The sequence below is a fragment of the Desulfofundulus thermobenzoicus genome (genome assembly GCF_009428905.1).
GTDB classification, from domain to species: Bacteria; Bacillota; Desulfotomaculia; order Desulfotomaculales; family Desulfovirgulaceae; genus Desulfofundulus_A; species Desulfofundulus_A thermobenzoicus.
This window is the reverse complement of the sequence record NZ_WHYR01000005.1, coordinates 64,839-82,524: the sequence shown is the minus strand read 5'-3', so window position 1 is coordinate 82,524 and position 17,686 is coordinate 64,839. Positions and strand designations below refer to the sequence as shown.

17 protein-coding genes are annotated in these 17,686 nt (G+C 57.2%); 12 read left to right on the top strand and 5 right to left on the bottom strand.

Going from position 1 to position 17,686, the window contains the following annotated elements; genetic code table 11:
* The first annotated feature begins 19 nt into the window (after nucleotides 1–19).
* The 5 genes from trmFO (at nucleotide 20) to codY (ending at nucleotide 5,253) form a co-directional block, all read left to right on the top strand.
* Complete coding sequence (trmFO, locus tag GFC01_RS03140; RefSeq protein ID WP_152945183.1) at nucleotides 20–1,333, top strand: methylenetetrahydrofolate--tRNA-(uracil(54)-C(5))-methyltransferase (FADH(2)-oxidizing) TrmFO; 1,314 nt, start codon at nucleotides 20–22, stop codon at nucleotides 1,331–1,333.
* 191 nt (nucleotides 1,334–1,524) lie between these two features.
* Nucleotides 1,525–2,427, top strand: a complete 903-nt coding sequence (gene xerC / locus GFC01_RS03135) for a tyrosine recombinase XerC (RefSeq protein ID WP_152945182.1) — start codon at nucleotides 1,525–1,527, stop codon at nucleotides 2,425–2,427.
* A gap of 79 nt (nucleotides 2,428–2,506) precedes the next feature.
* Nucleotides 2,507–3,037: an ATP-dependent protease subunit HslV gene (gene hslV, locus GFC01_RS03130; RefSeq protein WP_152945181.1), complete on the top strand. Its 531-nt coding sequence runs from the start codon at nucleotides 2,507–2,509 to the stop codon at nucleotides 3,035–3,037.
* A 17-nt stretch (nucleotides 3,038–3,054) separates the two neighbouring features.
* The gene (gene hslU / locus GFC01_RS03125) at nucleotides 3,055–4,452 is read left to right on the top strand and encodes an ATP-dependent protease ATPase subunit HslU (RefSeq protein WP_152945180.1); all 1,398 of its coding nucleotides are present in this window, start codon (nucleotides 3,055–3,057) and stop codon (nucleotides 4,450–4,452) included.
* 15 nt (nucleotides 4,453–4,467) lie between these two features.
* Nucleotides 4,468–5,253, top strand: a complete 786-nt coding sequence (gene codY, locus GFC01_RS03120; protein WP_152945179.1) for a GTP-sensing pleiotropic transcriptional regulator CodY — start codon at nucleotides 4,468–4,470, stop codon at nucleotides 5,251–5,253.
* A 57-nt stretch (nucleotides 5,254–5,310) separates the two neighbouring features.
* On the opposite strand, the gene GFC01_RS03115 is transcribed toward codY, so the two are convergent.
* Both GFC01_RS03115 and GFC01_RS03110 read right to left on the bottom strand, forming a co-directional pair.
* Complete coding sequence (locus GFC01_RS03115) at nucleotides 5,311–5,988, bottom strand: Crp/Fnr family transcriptional regulator (protein ID WP_152945178.1); 678 nt, start codon at nucleotides 5,986–5,988, stop codon at nucleotides 5,311–5,313.
* Nucleotides 5,989–6,082: 94 nt separating this feature from the next.
* Nucleotides 6,083–8,197, bottom strand: a complete 2,115-nt coding sequence (locus GFC01_RS03110) for a glycoside hydrolase family 15 protein (protein ID WP_152945177.1) — start codon at nucleotides 8,195–8,197, stop codon at nucleotides 6,083–6,085.
* 240 nt (nucleotides 8,198–8,437) lie between these two features.
* Here GFC01_RS03110 and GFC01_RS03105 point away from each other — a divergent pair, with 240 nt between their 5' ends.
* The 3 genes from GFC01_RS03105 to GFC01_RS03095 are packed head-to-tail and all read left to right on the top strand — an operon-like array spanning nucleotide 8,438 to nucleotide 9,469.
* The gene (locus tag GFC01_RS03105) at nucleotides 8,438–8,596 is read left to right on the top strand and encodes a hypothetical protein (protein WP_152945176.1); all 159 of its coding nucleotides are present in this window, start codon (nucleotides 8,438–8,440) and stop codon (nucleotides 8,594–8,596) included.
* Nucleotides 8,597–8,611: 15 nt separating this feature from the next.
* Nucleotides 8,612–8,887 (top strand): hypothetical protein, encoded by a 276-nt coding sequence (locus tag GFC01_RS03100; RefSeq protein ID WP_152945175.1) that lies wholly within the window; start codon nucleotides 8,612–8,614, stop codon nucleotides 8,885–8,887.
* 36 nt (nucleotides 8,888–8,923) lie between these two features.
* Nucleotides 8,924–9,469, top strand: a complete 546-nt coding sequence (locus GFC01_RS03095; RefSeq protein ID WP_152945174.1) for a pyridoxamine 5'-phosphate oxidase family protein — start codon at nucleotides 8,924–8,926, stop codon at nucleotides 9,467–9,469.
* Between the two features lie 310 nt (nucleotides 9,470–9,779).
* Here GFC01_RS03095 and GFC01_RS03090 read toward each other — a convergent pair whose 3' ends face one another.
* Nucleotides 9,780–11,603, bottom strand: coding sequence for an NADH-dependent [FeFe] hydrogenase, group A6 (locus GFC01_RS03090; RefSeq protein ID WP_152945209.1), 1,824 nt, complete (start codon nucleotides 11,601–11,603; stop codon nucleotides 9,780–9,782).
* A 371-nt stretch (nucleotides 11,604–11,974) separates the two neighbouring features.
* Between GFC01_RS03090 and GFC01_RS03085 the strand changes: the two genes are divergently transcribed.
* On the top strand, nucleotides 11,975–12,265 hold the full coding sequence (locus GFC01_RS03085) for a YgaP family membrane protein (RefSeq protein ID WP_152945173.1): 291 nt from the start codon (nucleotides 11,975–11,977) through the stop codon (nucleotides 12,263–12,265).
* A 97-nt stretch (nucleotides 12,266–12,362) separates the two neighbouring features.
* On the opposite strand, the gene GFC01_RS03080 is transcribed toward GFC01_RS03085, so the two are convergent.
* The gene (locus GFC01_RS03080; protein ID WP_341473723.1) at nucleotides 12,363–12,668 is read right to left on the bottom strand and encodes a hypothetical protein; all 306 of its coding nucleotides are present in this window, start codon (nucleotides 12,666–12,668) and stop codon (nucleotides 12,363–12,365) included.
* Between the two features lie 296 nt (nucleotides 12,669–12,964).
* Here GFC01_RS03080 and GFC01_RS03075 point away from each other — a divergent pair, with 296 nt between their 5' ends.
* The 3 genes from GFC01_RS03075 to cobT all read left to right on the top strand — a co-directional run bounded on the left by GFC01_RS03075 (nucleotide 12,965) and on the right by cobT (nucleotide 16,380).
* Complete coding sequence (locus tag GFC01_RS03075; RefSeq protein ID WP_152945171.1) at nucleotides 12,965–14,461, top strand: DUF342 domain-containing protein; 1,497 nt, start codon at nucleotides 12,965–12,967, stop codon at nucleotides 14,459–14,461.
* Nucleotides 14,462–14,607: 146 nt separating this feature from the next.
* Nucleotides 14,608–15,144 carry a ferredoxin domain-containing protein gene (locus GFC01_RS03070; RefSeq protein ID WP_341473722.1) on the top strand — a complete coding sequence of 179 codons (537 nt, stop codon included), beginning with the start codon at nucleotides 14,608–14,610 and terminating at the stop codon, nucleotides 15,142–15,144.
* A 168-nt stretch (nucleotides 15,145–15,312) separates the two neighbouring features.
* Nucleotides 15,313–16,380 (top strand): nicotinate-nucleotide--dimethylbenzimidazole phosphoribosyltransferase, encoded by a 1,068-nt coding sequence (gene cobT / locus GFC01_RS03065; protein WP_152945169.1) that lies wholly within the window; start codon nucleotides 15,313–15,315, stop codon nucleotides 16,378–16,380.
* Between the two features lie 211 nt (nucleotides 16,381–16,591).
* Here cobT and fbp read toward each other — a convergent pair whose 3' ends face one another.
* Complete coding sequence (fbp, locus tag GFC01_RS03060) at nucleotides 16,592–17,686, bottom strand: fructose-1,6-bisphosphate aldolase/phosphatase (protein ID WP_152945168.1); 1,095 nt, start codon at nucleotides 17,684–17,686, stop codon at nucleotides 16,592–16,594.

The following is a 17,686-nucleotide window of genomic DNA, read 5'->3' as shown; positions in this document are numbered from 1 at the left end:
TAAGGCAGGTAGTGTATCCATGGACCAAAAGGTAACGGTGGTGGGCGCCGGGCTGGCCGGGGCGGAAGCGGCCTGGCAACTGGTGCGGCAGGGGGTGCCCGTGGATCTCTTTGAAATGAGGCCCCGTAAAATGACCCCGGCCCACCACACCGGCTATTTTGCCGAATTGGTTTGTAGCAATTCCCTGCGGGCGGCCGCCCTGGAAAATGCGGTTGGTCTTTTAAAGGAAGAAATGCGCCGTCTGGGCTCTTTGATCATGCAATGTGCCGGTGAGCACCGGGTACCGGCCGGCGGTGCCCTGGCCGTGGACCGGGAGGGTTTTGCCCGGGCGGTGACCGGTGTCCTGGAAGGTCATCCCCTGGTGCAGGTGCACCGGGAAGAAGTAACGGACGTCCCTGCGGAAGAAATAGTGGTGCTGGCCACCGGCCCCCTTACTTCTTCAGCCATGGCCCGGTCTTTAAGGCAGCTAACCGGAGTGGAGTACCTGTATTTTTATGATGCCGTGGCCCCCATAGTCACCCTGGAGTCCATCGATATGAATAAGGTTTTCCGTTCCTCCCGTTACCACAAAGGGGAAGGGGAATATCTCAATTGTCCCATGAACCGGGAGGAATACGAACGGTTTCAGGAAGCCCTGGCCAGGGCCGAACGGGCCCCCCGCAAGGAATTTGAAGAAGAGGTAAACTTCGAAGGTTGTATGCCCATTGAAGTGCTGGCCCGGCGGGGCAGGGATACCATGCGTTATGGGCCGCTAAAACCGGTGGGTCTTATTGATCCCCGTACCGGACGCCGGCCCTATGCGGTGGTTCAGCTGCGCCAGGACAACGCCGCCGGCACCCTTTACAATCTGGTGGGGTTCCAGACCCACCTGAAGTGGGATGAGCAGAAAAGGGTCTTCCGCATGATCCCGGGGTTGGAGAAGGCGGAATTCGTTCGATTCGGGGTTATGCACCGTAATACATATATCAATGCGCCGGTTTTGCTCCACCCCACCCTTGAATGCAGGAAACGTCCGGGCCTGTTTCTGGCCGGGCAGATGACCGGGGTGGAGGGGTATGTGGAATCTGCCGCGGCCGGGCTCATGGCCGGGGTCAACGCCGCCAGACTTTTCCGGGGCCTGCCGCCCGTGGTTTTTCCCCGGGAAACGGCCCACGGGGCCCTGGCTCACTACATCACCCACGCCGACCCGGCACATTTCCAGCCCATGAACGTCACTTTTGGCCTCTTTCCGCCCCTGGAAAAAGAAATTAAGGACCGGAAGGCGCGCAATCTGGCCCTGTCCCAAAGGGCACTGCGGCTTCTGGAAGAATGGCGGCGGGAAGCGGGGATTTGAAACGTCCTCTGGCTGCTGGGATGGGTTAGCCGGCCATTTAAACATTTGCCGGTGGATGGCTTCCCTTTTCGGCCATAATAATTTTGCGGGAAACAATGATAGGTTTTTCCAGGGGTTAAAATATCTTTGAAAGTACGATTCTGGAACCATGTATTTCAGGATCAAATCTCTAAAGGTACGAGGTGCTTTTTATGTACTCCCATGTGGACAGCTTCATTTATTACCTCCAGCTGGAAAAAAACGCCTCGCCCCATACCCTGGACAACTACCAGCGGGATCTTTTCGACGGGCTGGACTTCTTTGCCCGGAAGCTGGGCAGGCCCGACAACCAGATCCGGCCCGGCGACATCGACCGTTCTTTGTTCCGGGCCTACCTGGCGGATTTACAGGGCCGGGGGCTTTCCCGGGCCACCCGGGCCCGCCGCCTGGCCGTCTGGCGTTCCTTTTTCCGCTATCTGTCCCGGGAGGAAGTGGTGCCGGTGAACCCCCTGCAAGGCATTTCCTCCCCCAGGGCGGAAAAAAGGCTGCCCCGTTTTCTTTTTACAGACCAGTGCCGGGCGCTGGTGGAGGCTCCCCGGGGTAATACGCCCCTGGCCCTGCGGGACCGGGCGTTGCTGGAAACCCTGTACGCCAGCGGCATACGGGTGGGTGAACTGGTGGGCCTGAACCTGGACGACCTGGACCTGTCCGGCGGATCCCTGCGGGTGGCCGGCAAGGGAGCCAGGGAACGGGTGGCTCCCCTGGGAACCTTTGCCGTAAGGGCGCTGGAAAAGTATCTTTCAGCCGGACGGCCGGCCCTGGCCGGCGGTAAACCGGGCGGGGCGGTTTTTCTCAATTACCGGGGGGGGCGACTTTCGGCCCGGGGCGTTCGCAAGATAATTGACAAATACGTCAGCCAGCTTTCCCTCCACTGCCGGGTGAGCCCCCACATGCTGCGCCATTCCTTCGCCACCCACCTGCTGGACAACGGTGCCGATTTGCGGGCGGTGCAGGAATTGCTGGGACACGTGCGGCTGTCCACCACCCAGATTTACACCCACGTGACCAGGGAAAAATTGAAGGAGGTATACCGCCGGGCCCATCCCCGGGCTTAAAGGGTGCGGGTTGCACTTTAGAGTGGAATAGTATACAATAACCTGTTGAATGTTTCATAATGAATGAAGGGAGATTTTTATGTTTCATTCCACCACCATAGTGGCCGTGCGCAAGGACGGCCGGGTAGCCCTGGCCGGCGACGGTCAGGTGACCTTCGGCCAGAATACTATATTAAAGCATGAGGCCAAAAAAATACGCCGCCTCCACAACGACCGGGTGCTGGCCGGTTTCGCCGGTTCCGTGGCCGACGCCTTTACCCTTTTTGAAAAGTTTGAAGGAAAGCTGGAAGCCTACAATGGCCAGCTGCAGCGGGCGGCAGTGGAACTGGCCAAAGAATGGCGCATGGATAAATTTTTACGCCGGCTGGAAGCCCTGCTCATAGTGGCCGACCGGCACAGCCTGCTGGTCCTTTCCGGGGGCGGGGAAGTGATTGAACCGGACGACGGCATCGCCGCCATTGGTTCCGGCGGGCCTTATGCCCTGGCTGCGGCCCGGGCCCTGGCCAGGCACACGCAGCTTGCGGCGGGGGAAATTGCCCGGGAAGCCCTTTTGATTGCCGCCGGGATCTGCGTATATACCAATGACCGGGTTACGGTGGCCGAATTATAATCCTGGAGGGAAAGGCAATGGAAAATCTTACTCCGCAACAGATAGTGGCGGAACTGGATAAATACGTTATCGGACAGGAAAAGGCCAAACGGGCCGTGGCCATCGCCCTGCGCAACCGTTACCGCCGCAGCCTCCTGCCCAAAGAGCTGCAGGACGAGATTATGCCCAAAAACATATTAATGATTGGCCCCACCGGGGTGGGCAAGACGGAAATCGCCCGTCGCCTGGCCCGGCTGGTACAGGCGCCTTTTATCAAGGTGGAAGCCACCAAGTTCACCGAGGTGGGTTATGTGGGCCGGGACGTGGAGAGCATGGTCCGGGATCTGGTGGAGACCTCCATTCGCATGGTGCGCCAGGAAAAAATGGCAGGGGTAATGGACAAAGCGCAAAAAATGGCCGAGGAGCGCATCATTGAGTTGCTGGCCCCCATGCCCCGGCAGGAGGCGCCTGCACGCAACCCCCTGGAATTGCTCTTTGGCGGGGCGACCAGACAGACCGAACAGCCGGAGCAGGTGGAAAGCCGGATCAGCCGGGTGCGGTTTGAACGGGATAGCCTGCGGGAAAAGCTGGCCCGGGGTGAACTGGAGAATGAATACCTGGAAATAGAAGTGGAAGATAACACCCCGCCCATGCTGGAGGTTTTTACGGGCTCGGGGGTGGAGGAACTGGGGATAAACATCCAGGATATGCTGGGGGGCATTTTCCCCAAGAAGAAGCGCAGGCGCAAGGTAACCGTGTCCGAGGCCCGCAAAATCCTTACCCAGCAGGAAGCCCAAAAACTGATCGATATGGATGAAGTAACCTCCGAAGCCGTACGGCGGGCGGAAGAGCACGGCATTATCTTCCTGGATGAAATCGATAAAATTGCCGGCCGGGAGGGCGGATCGGGGCCGGATGTATCCCGGGGCGGAGTGCAGCGGGATATTCTGCCTATTGTGGAGGGTTCCACGGTGATGACCAAATACGGTCCCGTTAAAACGGATCATATTTTGTTTATTGCCGCCGGCGCCTTTCACATGTCCAAACCTTCGGATCTGATTCCCGAATTGCAGGGGCGTTTTCCCATCCGGGTGGAACTGTCCAGTCTCAGTGAGGCCGATTTTTTGCAGATCCTCACCGAACCGGAAAACGCTTTAACCAAACAGTATATTGCTTTGCTATCAACAGAAGGGCTTGAAATAAAATTTTCACAAGATTCTCTTGTCGAAATCGCTAAAATAGCTTATACTGTAAATGAGCAGACTGAAAACATAGGTGCCCGTCGGCTCCACACCATTATGGAGAAGGTGCTGGAGGATCTCTCCTTTAATGGACCGGAGTTAAAGGGTCAGCAGTTCTATATCGACCGGGATTATGTCCAGCAGAAGCTAAGCGACATTGTAAAGAACGAAGACTTGAGCCGCTACATCTTATAAGAAAGGAGCGTTGGCATGCGCACTCTACTGGAAAAGACTCGTTCCATAAACAAGCTGTTGCAGAAATCGGCCGGTTACCCGGTGGATTATAAAGAGATGGCCGCCATCTTAAGTGACAACATCGGCAGCAGCGTCTACATCATCGATCGGCGGGGCAAAGCCCTGGGCTACGCCTATTTGAAGGGATTCAGCTGTGATATCATGCGCGACTATGTGGAATCCCCCGAGGGCTTTCCCCAAAAGTATAATGAATATCTTATGCACATTAACGAAACCCACGCCAACTTCTGTCAGACGGTTAATGCCTGTGTATTCAACCACGAGCAGCGTTGCCGGTTTAATAACAAGGTTACCACGGTAGTGCCCATTGTGGGGGCCGGTTCCCGCCTGGGTACGCTGATTCTGGCTAAATTCGGAGAGAATTTTAACGATGAGGATTTAATCCTGGCCGAGTACGGAGCTACCGTGGTGGGTATGGAAATATTAAGGGCCCGGGCCGGACGGATGGAGGAAGAAGCCCGCAAGCGGGCGGCCGTGCAAATTGCCCTGGGTACCCTCTCCTATTCCGAACTGGATGCGGTGCAGCACATCTTTGAAGAGCTGGACGGGGAGGAAGGCCTGCTGGTGGCCAGTAAAATCGCCGACCGGGTGGGCATCACCAGGTCCGTCATTGTCAATGCCCTGCGCAAGTTTGAAAGCGCCGGGGTCATTGAGTCCAAATCCCTGGGCATGAAGGGCACCTATATCCGGGTGTTGAACGACCGGCTGCTGGAAGAGCTGGAAAGGCTCAAGCAGCACTAAGGGTGCAGTGGAAACCACAACCGTGGAGGTTGTGGTTTAATTTTTTAGGGGAACTGGTTAAAGCCAGGTCTTCAGCCGGTCTTTGAATATAACAATTCCCTGGCGGGTGACGGCTATGGCTTTGTCCCGGCGGAATTCACTTAAAATACGGTTGGCGGTCTCCCGGGAGGTGCCAATCATGCTGGCCAGTTCCTGGTTGGTCAGATTCATTTCAATGCGCAGGCCACCTTCCGCCGGTGAACCGTGTTCCCGGGCCAGTTCCAGAAGCACACTGGCCAGGCGGCGGGTGGTGTCCTTTAGCGCCAGCTCCATAATCTGCCGCTGTGATACCCGTAAACGCCGGGCCATTATTTTGAGCAGGGCCAGGGCAATGGAAGGATTTTTCAAGAGTAAATCGTCCATGTCCCGGTTGCGGATCATCCCCACCTGGGCGTCTTCCACCACCTCCGCGCAGGCGGGGTAATCCCCGCCGTCAAACAGGACCACTTCGGCAAAGACTTCACCGGGGTTGATATAGTGCAGGATTTGCTCCCGCCCCTCTTCATCCTGCTTGAATATTTTTACCCGCCCCGTCTTAAGCAGGTAAACGGCCTCCCCGGGTTCACCCTCCATAAAGATAATATGCCCCTTGCGATATTTCCGGTCCAGCATCACCCGGGCAATTTCCTGCAGCTGGCTGTCGGATAGGCCGGCGAAAAGATATATGTGTCTTAATTGTTCGGTTTCACCGGGCAAAGGAGTCCCTCCTAATATAATGATGTGAGAGGTGAGAGGTTAGATGTGGGATAAAGTAGAACTGGCTTAGGCCGGTTTCCTGGAGATTAGCCGGTCAAATTGGTAAGCCCGTGAGGTTTCCCTCCAGGGTCAGATGAAGGAGGATATACATGGCATGGGACCAGCCCAGGGGTAAAACCCAGGCGGGTCCGCCTCGCTCTTTGTTCACCTGCTCGGGGAGCAGGCCGGTGGGGCTGGCGTTGTCCAGCGCCCAGCGGTAAAGGGCACGGGCCGCCTCCCGTTCCCCCCGCAGGGCGCGGACAATGCCCAGCCAGAGGGTGGTAAGCACCCAGGGATTTCCCCCGGCATAGTTATCTCCCTCGTAACGGTGTAATCCGCCGACCTGTTTATTGCCCAGAACCTGTTCAAGTGTCCCGATGGCGGCGTTCATCCGGGGATCGTCCGGTTTTAAAACTGTAAAGGGAAACACCAGTCCCAGAACGGCAGCATCAATGCGGGTGTCCTTTTCCACCCAGAAGGTTTCGTAAAGTCCGGAAGGCTCCTTTCCCGTCCAGGCATAGTCTCCCCTGTCCAGGGCGCACTGATAGTCATAGCACCCCACCTGGCGGTTGATGGCCCGGTAAAAGCACTGCCGGTCCGGGTTCCAGAGGTGGGCGATTATGGATTCTTTAATCCCTGAGGCCGCCCGGCGCCAGCGGTCCGCCTTTTCTGCTTCACCCTTTATTTCAGCCAGGAGGGAGGCGCCCACAAGACCCCCGTAAACGGCTGCGGCGGCATAGGTGCTCTGGGCAAAATTGTCCTCCCACAGGTCCAGACCCGGCTGGGGCAGACCGTTTTTTTCGGAGAGGTGGTCCACGAGGTAGCCGGCGCCCAGGTCGGCCGAAGGCCAGATTTCCGCTAAAAAGTCCCGATCACCGGTTAAAGCAAAATGATGGTGATAGCCCCACAGCACCGCTCCCACCTGGTCAATTTGCTGTCCCCAGGTGGGTGCCCAGGAACCATTGGTAAAATAGCGTTGCTGCCAGCTGCCGTCGGCATTCTGTACCCGGGCGGCAAAAAGGTAGAAGTCCCGGGCCTCTTGATGATAGCCTGCCTGATCCAGGGCCAGGGCGGTGTACATGCCGTCCCGGGGCCAGCAGTAGCCGTAACCGCCGCAGGCCATGTAGAAGGGGTCGAACTCCGGGGCGGCGATATTGCCTCCCGTGTCCCGGTTGGACAGCAGCTTCAAAACCATCAGGGAGCGCCGGCAGGCCCGTTCTTCGTCATCTTTATCTGACGGTACTATCTCGATGTTGGCCTGCGGGCGGGGGATGTGGTCCGGTTCCTCGCCATCATTTCCCGCCGGCACCTCCGCCCGGTGTTCTCCTTTTTCGCTGCGGTTATCCGGGTTTTCGTTCTGGATACCTGCCGTTACAGACGGCCGGCCCAACCATTGCTCCCAGAACTCCACCGTTATTTTCTGCCAGTGGTTGGCCGTTTCCCCCGCCATCCGGGAGAGTATCTGCAGCACGTCTCTTTCACCGGACGCGGCGGCCAGATACAGGGTGAACTGGCGGCTTTCCCCCGGGGCAATCTCCCCCAGATTCCAGGCCACGGCTCCCGCCCCGGCCCGCAGGGTGGAAGAGTTGCCGAAGAATTCTCCCCGGCTGGCTGCCGCCAGGGGGTCACCGGGGGTGTCCCGGCGGCCGGTATGATAGCCGGCCAGGGGATAGCCGGGGGCGTTCAAGGCCAGGAAAATATTGCGGCGGAACTGGATCAGCGCCTGTTGCGGAAAATGGATATACATAGTATCGTACAGAGCCGATTCGTCGATGAGAAAGGTGCAGTATACCACCATTTGCATGTTGCGGGCATGGCCGGCCAGGTTTTGCACCTGATAATGGCGCACCAGCACGTCGTCTTCCGGTAAAATAAAATCGGCCTGCTCCACCGCAAGGGCCAGGTCGTCCCGCCGCCTGGTGGTAAACACCAGGGCATTTTCGTCCAGATAACGCTGCTCACCATTCCAGGCGGCGTCATGCAGCCACTGCACCATACCGGGAGAAGGCCCGGTTTCCCTGATGCCGGCTATTAGCTGGCCCAGATGCTGGACCTGGTCGATGTGGGGCCAGAACAGGCGGTAAAGTTCTCCGTTACCCTTGATGGTGGCCAGCATACGACCGTTGCCGATTACTGCTCCGGGCATGAGGGGTAATAATTTGCGGCGCATGGAAAACCTCCGGGGGAAAATGCATTTCTCTATAAACTGTCATTATAATATGTTACCTTATAAGTTTAGTGCAAAAACGGTCCGGGGGCAAGAAAAATTCTAAAATTAGGGGGACACCACACCGAATTTTTCGGAAGCATAATTTGGTATGGTGTCCCCCGAATTATTTTTTCTGTGTTTTTTTGAAACTTTCCGGTGCTTTTCATGATATAATTTGTTATATCAGAGAAGGTGAGTGCCATGGGAGATGTATTGCTGGCGGCTATTGATCGTAATTTACTGCTGGAAGCCCTGCGCCGGGCGGCGGAGCATCCCTTTGTGGTTTTCGGGACCATGGACGGCCAAACGCTGGCTGCCCTGCAGGCCGGAGCAAAAGTTTATTTTTATGAGTGCGACTGAGAGGTGGGTCGCAAAGTGGTTGCCGTGGGCAACCTGAAAGAAGTTTGGCTGATGGAGCCGGAGGAAATAGGGGATATGGCTGTCCTGGAAGGCCGGTTTAAGAGGCACTTCAGTCACCCCTGGGCCGGGGTAATGGTGGGCGGGGACAGGCCCTTTGCCTATCAGCGGGATTGGGACGCCTATGTGGCCGTGGAAGGTTTGCAGAATCCTGCCGGATTATTGACGTTGCCGGATTTGCTGAACCGGCTGGCCGCCCGGCAGGCAAAAATATACCGGACCATTATCGGTTGATCCGGTGAAGCTAACTTATAGAAAGGAAAAAAGACCATGCGCCGGATTAAAAAAGAAATCAAAGACAAAGCCATCATCATTGAATTGCTCAATACCTGCCCGGTGGGCAGATTGGGCACTACCGGTAGAGACGGTTACCCGCGGATCAAGCCTTTAAATTTTGTCTATTATGATGGAAAAATATATTTCCATACGGCCAAGGAAGGGGAAAAGATCGAGGATATTCAAAGGGATGACCGGGTATGCTTCGAAGTGGACCTGCCCATCGCCTTCTTGCGGGCCAGGGAGCATCCGTGCCAGGCTGAATATCTCTACCGGAGCGTCATCATCAGGGGCAGGGCCAGAATTATAGAGGAGCAGAACGAAAAGCTTTTCGCCCTGAAGCGTCTCCTGGAAAAGTACCAGCCGGATGGCGGATATGGAGATTTTCCCGCAGCCAACCTGGCCAAAACCGGGGTCGTGCGGATCGATATTGAAGAAATGACCGGCAAGGAGGATCTGGGGGACGGTCAGATCAGGGAGGCTGCGTTGCAAGCCCTTGCCTCTCAGGCTGCGCTGCCAATCACCATTGACAGACAGTGATTACAGCGGCAAAAAGCGGAGCCAGCGTTTTCGGAGTTGTGGAGCTTGATAGTAGTTGACTGGTGTCAGTTAGATATAAGATACAACTTTACGCGAGAATAAACAATACCTGTGCTAAGAATATGGCGTAATAAAGCCTACCAGCTGGTTCGCGAAAAAAAGATACCTGCCATCTGGTTGGGTAGATCACCAAGGGTTCCGCATTATGCCATCATGAAGTTTGTAGAGCTTAACACCAGGTCTTCGTCTATCTCGTGCGTTAGGCAAACGCTCCTTATGAAGTATGAAGTATCCTTAAGTTTACCTGTAATCAGTGTAACCACCGGTTCGCAGTGCGTCCCCGGGGTGTATAGTGGGTGTGCAGGATCTCCTTTGCCTTTTCACTTAAGGGATGGCCCAGGAATTCCCGGTAGATTTGCTTTACGGCCGGGTTTTCGTGGGCCCGGCGCAGGTTTTTGTTCAGGTCGATTTTGTACAGCGCCCGGGCCCTTTCCAGGCGCCTTTCCACTTCCTCCGCTTCCCGGCGGTTGAGGCGTCCCAGGATGGGTTGTCCCCCGCCGCCCACGCATCCCCCGGGGCAGGCCATGATTTCAATGAAATGAAATTTCTCTCCCCGCTTGATCCGTTCCAGCAGGCGGCGGGCGTTCCTGGTGCCGCTGGCCACGGCCAGGCGCAAAGTACGGTCCTTTAGTTTCAGGCGGGCTTCCTTGATGCCTTTTAAACCCCGGAACTCCCGGAATTCCAGCCTGGTGGGCAGTTCCTCACCCTCCACCAGGGCGTAGGCCGTGCGGATGGCCGCCTCCATAACCCCCCCGGTGGCGGCAAAGATGGTTCCGGCTCCCGTGGACAGGCCCAGGGGCTGGTCGAATTCCTCGTCGGGCAGCTGATCAAAGCGGATGCCGGCCTGGCGGATCATCCGGGCCAGTTCCCTGGTGGTTAAGACGTAATCCACGTCCCTGAAGCCCCGGGTAACCAGTTCGGGGCGGGCCGCTTCAAATTTTTTGGCCGTGCAGGGCATTATGCCCACCACCACCATTTTAGCGGGGTCCAGCCCCTCTTTTTCCGCGTAATAGGTCTTGGCCAGGGCGCCGAACATTTCCATGGGCGATTTGCAGGTGCTCAGGTTGTCCAGAAATTCGGGGTAGAAATGCTCGCAGAATTTAACCCACCCCGGGCTGCAGGAAGAGATCAGGGGCAGCTTCCCGTGACCCTTGAGCCGTTCCAGCAGTTCGTGGGCCTCTTCCACCACGGTCAGGTCGGCGGCCAGTTCCGTGGTGAAGACCCGGTCGAAGCCCAGGCGCCGCAGGGCGGCGGCCAGCTTACCCCGCACAATCGTTCCCGTACCCAGGCCGAAGGCCTCGCCCAGGGTGGCCTGGATGGCCGGGGCGGTCTGCACCACCACAAACCGGTCGGGATCTTCGATGGCCCGCCAGACTTCATCAATGTATTCCCTTTCCGTCAGGGCGCCCGTGGGACAGGCCAGAATACACTGGCCGCAGGCTATGCAGTCCACTTCCCCCGGATCCTTCATGAAAGGGGGGGCAATGACCGTTTCAAATCCCCGGTTGCGCGGGCCCAGAACGTTCACTCCCTGCACTTCCCGGCAGACGGCCTCGCAGCGGCGGCATTTGACGCATTTGTTATAGTTCCGGATAATAAAGGGGTTTTTGTTGGCCACGGTGTATCTGGGCCGTTCCCCGGTGACCCTGATCCGGCGGATGCCCATTTCGTCGGCCAGCCGCTGCAGTTCGCAGTTTAAATTGCGTACGCAGGTGGGGCATTCCATTTCGTGCTCGGAAAGGAGCAGTTCCACCACCCTTTTCCGTGCCCGCCTGGCCCGGGGGCTGTGGGTATATACCTTGATGCCCTCCGCAGCCGGGTACACGCAGGAGGCCTGCAGTGTCCTCCTGCCCCCCGCTTCCACTTCCACCAGGCAGACCCGGCAGATGCCGGCCTCATGTATGCCCGGCAGGTAACACAGGCTGGGAATGTCAATTCCACGGGCACGGCATATTTCCAGCAAATTTGTCCCTTTCTTCGCTTCTACCGGCCGGTCGTTGATCCAGAAGCTGACCTTTTCTTCCTCCGGCCGGGGGACCGGCCGGCATTCACCGGCAGGCAGCGGGGTGGCCATTTCCACTTTTAAATTCCCCCTTCTCAAAACCCGCTGTAAACAATTAAAAGCCTTGATTAAGAAGAGAATATGTGGCGTACGGACGGCAGCCAAATTACGATGAAAAAACCTGTTTATAAACCTCCGTGTTTTTCCGGCAGGAGGCCGTTGCAAATACCCGGGAGCAGGAATTTGGATCATTCCGGGTTGATTCCCGGGTTGCGCCGGTAAAATGCCCGTTTCAAATGACCCGGCGGGCTGTGACGGGACCGCTTACCTGGCCGGTTTGCGGTAGTATTCCCGGGTTTTCTCCTTTAGTGTATATCCGGGGCTGTTTTTTAATGCGTGCCGCATAGTTTGTTTTCCGCAGGCACACCCTAAGGATGAGGTGAATGGACATGCGTTTGAAGCAAAATGTCGGTCCGGTGGACAGGCTGGCCCGTATTATCGGGGGGGTGACCCTGGTCGCCCTGGCCCGGCCGCCCCTGGTCAAGGCCATGGGTGCTTACTGGGCGCTGGAAGGGATGCTGGGTTACTGTTTGTGGTATGATCTCATGAATATAAGTTCGCTGCCCGGGGAGAGGGAAAGACAGCGGGAGGAAAATTTCCCCATACCGGGGGAAGCCATGGATGAAGGTGGGGAAGCTGCCCCTTTTTCGCGGACACTGGGGCAAACGGCCTGATATTGTCAGGTTGCCGGCCAATCCGGACAACCAATCTCCCGGCCTGAAAACCGAACCGGTCCCCATACCGGGGACCGGTTCGGTTTTTTCATCTGGTTTACATACCGGTGATGTAGCTGCATTGCTGGCAGCGGGGGCAGCGGTAGGAACCGAAACCTTTGATGGTCCGGGTGGTGTATCCGCAATGGGGGCAGCGGTAATTCACCACTTCAAAGATGCCGCTAACCAGCAGGGTAAAGGCGGTGATGCCGGCCACCACTCCGGTGACAACGGCCGGAGAATGGACTATAATGCCAATACCGGCCACCAGGAACAATGTGCCGGCAAAAATGAAAAGACGCAGCAGAACCAAAAGCAGTTCCAGTCCGGGTGTTTTAATCTCTCCCGGGTGGTACAAGGTCACCCCCCCCTCTTGAAAAGCCAGACTACTGGTTAATGTTTTATTTCGAGCGGAAAGGGAAAATTCCTCCCCGTAGGGAAAAATTCGTCCCATGGCTGCCGAATGGTCGTGAACGGTGGAGCGCCGGGGTACGGCAGATTTACCTGAACAGGTAATTTCGGTTATGTTTCCGGCAGGAAATCAGGCTGCCGAAAACGAAGAAATATGAGAATAAAAACCAGCTCTTTTACTTATTTTGAGCAAAAAAATTCCGAAATTAATAATAGAGATTGCCTGCAGCGCGGTGGGGGGTGGGAACAATGGATCAAAATCAAGAGGTCCTCAAAGTAACGATCAGCGACAATAAACTAAAAGCGTACCTCTCTGCGCATGAGGAGGTTACCGTTCTGGATCCGGATTCAATCCAGGATGCGCTGCAGGCGGCAGGAGTAATTCATGGCATTAAAGAAGAGGTGGTGGTTTCCTTTGCCGCATCCCCGCAGGTGCAACCGGTGCTGGTGGCCGAAGGTGATCCTCCACAACCGGGTGAGGACGAGCGGGTGGAGGTAATGTTTGACAACGGACAGGGCAGGACGGGGGAGGTGGATGAAGGGAAACGCATTGATTTCCGGGAAACCAGCAGTATTGTTTCGGTGGAGAAGGGGACACTGCTGGCGGTTAAACATCCTCCCCAGCCCGGTTTGCCGGGAAGGACGGTAACCGGTGAAGAAATTCCACCTCCTGCACCCCGGGTTTACGAGTTAAGGGCTGGGAAAGGGGTGGAGTTGCAGGAAAATAATACCCGGGTGGTGTCCCTGGTCAACGGTCGTCCCTGGTACAAGCGAACGGGCAATACCTTTACCTTTCATGTGGATCCCCTGCTCGTTCATCACGGTGATGTTTGTATTAAAAGCGGTAATATCCGATTTAAAGGGGACGTGAAAATTGCGGGCAATGTCTGTGAAGCCATGGAGGTCCAGGCCACCGGCTCCATCGAAATTACCGGGCTGGTTACCCGGGCCACTGTGATCAGCGGTGGCCGGCTGCAGGTGCACCGGGGGGTGATCGGCAGCAAGTTACGGGCCGGTACCAGTTTCCCCGGGGCCAAAAAGCTCTCCTTTCAGCTGCGGGATATCCAGTCCAACCTGGAACTGTTAAAACAGGCCCTGGAACAGTTGAAACAGTATCAGGGCAACAACCTTTCCCGGGTGGATTTCGGGCGGGTGTTATTGACCCTGATGGATACCAAGTTTAAAAACCTGCGCCCTCTGGTCAAAAATACCCTGCGGCAGATTGCCACCGCCAGGGGGGAAGTTCCCGAAGAGATTGCCCGTTGCGGCCGCTCGTTAAACCGCCTGGTGGGGTTAAACCCGCTGACGGTTAAAAGCTTCGGCGAGGTGATCAGGGATGTGGAGGCGGCTGCCGTTCTGCTTCAGCAAAATGTGGACAACCCGGCCGATGTGCTTATTCATTCGGCCATGACTTCTTCCATTCAAAGCTCCGGCAGTGTGCATGTTACCAGGCAGGGGTGTGTAAATACCACCATTAATGCCGGACGGGATGTGATTATCAAAGGCTCCTTCAAAGGGGGCGAGATTTTCTGTGAAGGAAATGCCGATATTCAGGAACTGGGCAGCACCCTGGGCGTGCCGCCGGTGGTGCGGGTGGGGGCCACGGGTGTTATCCGGGTGCAGCGGGCCTTTCCCGGTGCCGTGGTGCAGGTGGGACAACGCCGGCAGGTCCTCTCCCAGGAGATGGGTTCATTTAGGGCCCGTTTAAACAAAGAGGGGGAGCTGGACATCATACCGGGGGGTTAAAAAGTAGATGTTCATTAGAGCCGTCCTTTAATGACAAAGGCATGGCATTGGCCTGAGTGAATGAGGTGGGGGCAAGGGGCATGGGGGACAAATTTGTTAATGGCGGGTAGAATATATGTTGAAATCCAGTGGGAAGGTGATTGGTTTTGCAGGAAGTCATGTTGATGGTGGCCCAGTTGATGGCTTTGTCGGCCCGCACGGCACCCAAGGGGCTGGGGCAGGATTACGTGGGCACCCGGGTACTGGCCGGGGAAGAACTGACCAGGCTGGCCGATGAAATGGAACGGTTTGGCCGGGAGCGGGGTAAGGGGAATTTTGACCGGGATGCCGACAATGTTCGCCGTTCCGATGCGGTATTGCTCATTTCCCTGACGGAAAACAAACCGCTGGGTTTAAATTGCGGCGCCTGCGGCTGCAGCCGCTGCGAGGATTTAAAAAGCCACGAGGGCCCGGAGTTCCCCGGTCCCCTGTGTGCCTGGCGCCTGCTGGACGTGGGTATTGCCCTGGGGTCCGCCGTCAAGACGGCCAGCCTTTTTAACGCCGACAACCGGATTATGTACCGGGTGGGTACGGTAGCCCGTCAGATGGGTTTAATCCAGGGAGCCATAGTGATAGGCGTGCCCATTTCCGCCACGGGTAAGAATATCTATTTTGACCGTCCGGTGAAACCAGCCAAAGAATAATTCCATTGAACCAATTTTACGGTTTTCCTGTGCCGGTGCGCCTGGTGCCCGGCCTGTTGGCGGGGGTAAACCCGGGGTGGTATTAGTGGAAACGTACGCAGATACCAGCGGGCAGGGAAAATGACAGACGGGTACGTATTGTGCCAAATGAGGAGGCTAAAGTTTTTTATGTTGCTGGAAAACACAATTGGTGCCATTGGGGAGCTCTTTCCCGAACCCATGGCTGCGGCTCAGAGCCGTCTGGATAGTCTGATCAAGCCTCCCGGCAGTTTGGGCCGCCTGGAGGAATTGGCGGTGCGCCTGGCCGGTATGACGGGCAATCCCCGGCCGGTGATCAATGACCGGGTGATCATCATCATGGCCGGGGATCACGGGGTGGTAGCCGAAGGGGTCAGCGCCGCGCCCCAGGAAATAACCCACCAGCAGATCCCGGCCTTTCTGCAGGGGGTGGCCGGCATCGGCGTGCTGGGCAAGCTGGCCGGCACCCGCCTGGTGGTGGTGGACGTGGGTGTGGCGGTGCCGGTGGATTATCCCGGTGTACTGCAGCGGAAGGTGCGGGCCGGGACGGGGAACATCGCCCGGGGTCCGGCCATGACCCGGGAGGAAGCGTTGCAGGCGGTGGAGGTGGGCATCCAGGTGGTCCGGGGGGAGATCGATCGGGGGGCCACCCTGGTCGGCCTGGGCGACATGGGCATCGGGAATACCACGCCCAGCAGCGCCATTGCCGCCGCCCTGGGTGGTTTTGCTCCGGAAGAGGTGACGGGGCGGGGGACGCTGGTCAATGATGAGGTGCTGCGCCGTAAGGTGGCGGTGGTGACCCGGGCGCTGGAGGTCAACCGGCCCGACCCGGCCGATGGGCTGGATGTCCTGGCAAAGGTGGGGGGGTTGGAAATTGCCGGATTGACCGGAGTTATCCTGGGAGCGGCCGCCCGGCGGGTACCGGTGGTGATTGACGGCTTTATCACCACGGCCGCGGCCATGGTGGCGGCGGCGCTGCAGCCACGCTCCAGGAACTTTATGATTGCTTCCCACCTGTCCGGTGAACAGGGACACCGCCTGATGCTGGAGCACCTGGGGCTGGTGCCCATGTTGCATTTAAATATGCGTCTGGGGGAAGGTACAGGCGCCGCCCTGGCCATGCCCCTGGTGGAGGCCGCCTGCCGGGTGATCAACGAGATGGCCAGTTTCAGCGAAGCGGGCATAGCGGATCTGGAGACGGATAAACTGTTGCGTTAAAGTACATTAAACCGCACTTTTAGAAATACCCCCGGATATGGTGATTATCCAGAGCAAACCACGCGCTTGCGATACCCGGCTTCAGGGCATGACGGGGACGGGGTAAAAAATTAAGAGGGGGCCGAATTACCCCCTCTTTTCTCTGCCGGTTGCCGTCTGGTTACGAGAACCCTTCGCCTCTGATGGTTTGCGCATTTCCTTGGCCGGTTAACTAACGAAGCTTTTCAAAGCGGTCTTTCAATTTTTTCAGCACCAGGGGCATGGTGGTATATTCCATTTCATCCAGGTGCAGGCGGTGCGGCTCAAAGGGTCCCAGGCTGCGCATGTAGCCGGCAATTTCGTTGGCCATCTGCCTGGCCTGGTCGAAGGCCGGATCGGCAAAGAAGTCCTGCGGTCCCACCAGTTTGCCTTCGGACAATTGGAAGCCCAGGGCTACCACCCGGGGCGGACCGTCGAAACGAGTGGGGGTGGCCTGGTTCACGCCCACGGGCATGAGGGGACCGCTATGGGAACCCCGCATCCAGCCGCTGACCAGGTGGGGCCGGGCGAAGGGTTCCAGCACTTCTCCCACGGCCGGCATCCCACTCTGGCAGCGGACAATACACACGGGGTCGTCCTTGCCCACATAACGGCCGGCCATCAGGTTCAACCGCTGGGTGCTGGAAACAGCGGCAATTTCTCCCGATTGCTTGTGGAAAACCCGTTTGATGCAATAACGGCCGGGGGCACCAATGAATACCAGCATGTCGTACAGTTCCTCGGGGGCGGAAAAGGTGACCCGGGTGTTTTCAATCAGGTCCCGCACTTCGAATAAAAACCCGTCGTGCATGCTGGGGTCGATGACCAGTCCGGCGGTGTTAAAGGGATCGGCGAATATTTTGTACAGGGGCAGGTTCCAGGCTCCCGGCTCGGTCTTATCGGCCATGAAAACCACCACCGGCTCGCTCTTGCGCTCTTCAAACTCCATCTCCGCCACTCCAGGGCCCATGCCCTTGATGTTTCCGGAGAAGGCGTCAGCCAGCAAGTCCTGTCCGGCGCCGTATAATTTCAGTTTTTTGGCCACTTCCGTGCAGGCACAAAAGGTGTCCCAGGCCAGCTGGTGGATTTCGCCGTTGTTCCGGCCCAGTTCGTGGGTCATGATCAGGTTGATATCGTCACCCACATGGGCCACATAGGAGTCTATCAGAAGGGGGCTGCCCTGGAGCATTCCCTGGGCCTTTTCCAACAAAGCGGGGTGAACGCTGGAGTGGCCCACGAAACCACCCACATCCGCTTTGATGACTGATAAGGTGATCTTCTTACCCAT